Raw genomic sequence first — 388 nt, 5'->3', positions numbered from 1 at the left:
GAGCATCACGCCGCCACCGGTGATTGGGTGTTGGCTGCGGGACGCTATCACCGCCCGGCAGGCGGAACGCCGGCCGCGCGTTACCGCGCGGGCTTTTCCCGGCAACTCGAACGACTGCTGGTTTCCTTCGAACAAGGCACACCACCATGAAGCGAATCCCCATCGCCTGTTATTTCATCCTGCTCTTGGCACCTTTCGCCCAGCCGGAATTGACCATAGCCGGGGATCCGGCTGGCGACTTCACCCGGCCCCATTTTCAAGTTGCCAGGCCGCCAATAAACAATAAGACCCAGCCTGATCGCGCCATGCATGCGGACCTGTCCACGTTTGCCGATGAAGCCTGGATACTGCCCGTTCGCAGCTCTCACTTGAGCCCAGGCCAGATCAC

General features: G+C 61.3%; 1 protein-coding gene. It reads left to right on the top strand.

Features of this window, described 5'->3' with window-relative positions:
* Positions 1-146 precede the first annotated feature (146 nt).
* A partial coding sequence (locus tag KMS84_RS44070; protein WP_256921428.1) for a hypothetical protein occupies positions 147-388 on the top strand: 242 nt, incomplete at its 3' end.

It is taken from the genome of Streptomyces hilarionis (assembly GCF_024539675.1).
GTDB classification, from domain to species: domain Bacteria; phylum Actinomycetota; class Actinomycetes; order Streptomycetales; family Streptomycetaceae; genus Streptomyces; species Streptomyces hilarionis.
Note: the sequence above shows the minus strand (reverse complement) of the source record. Positions and strands in the feature narration are given on the sequence as shown.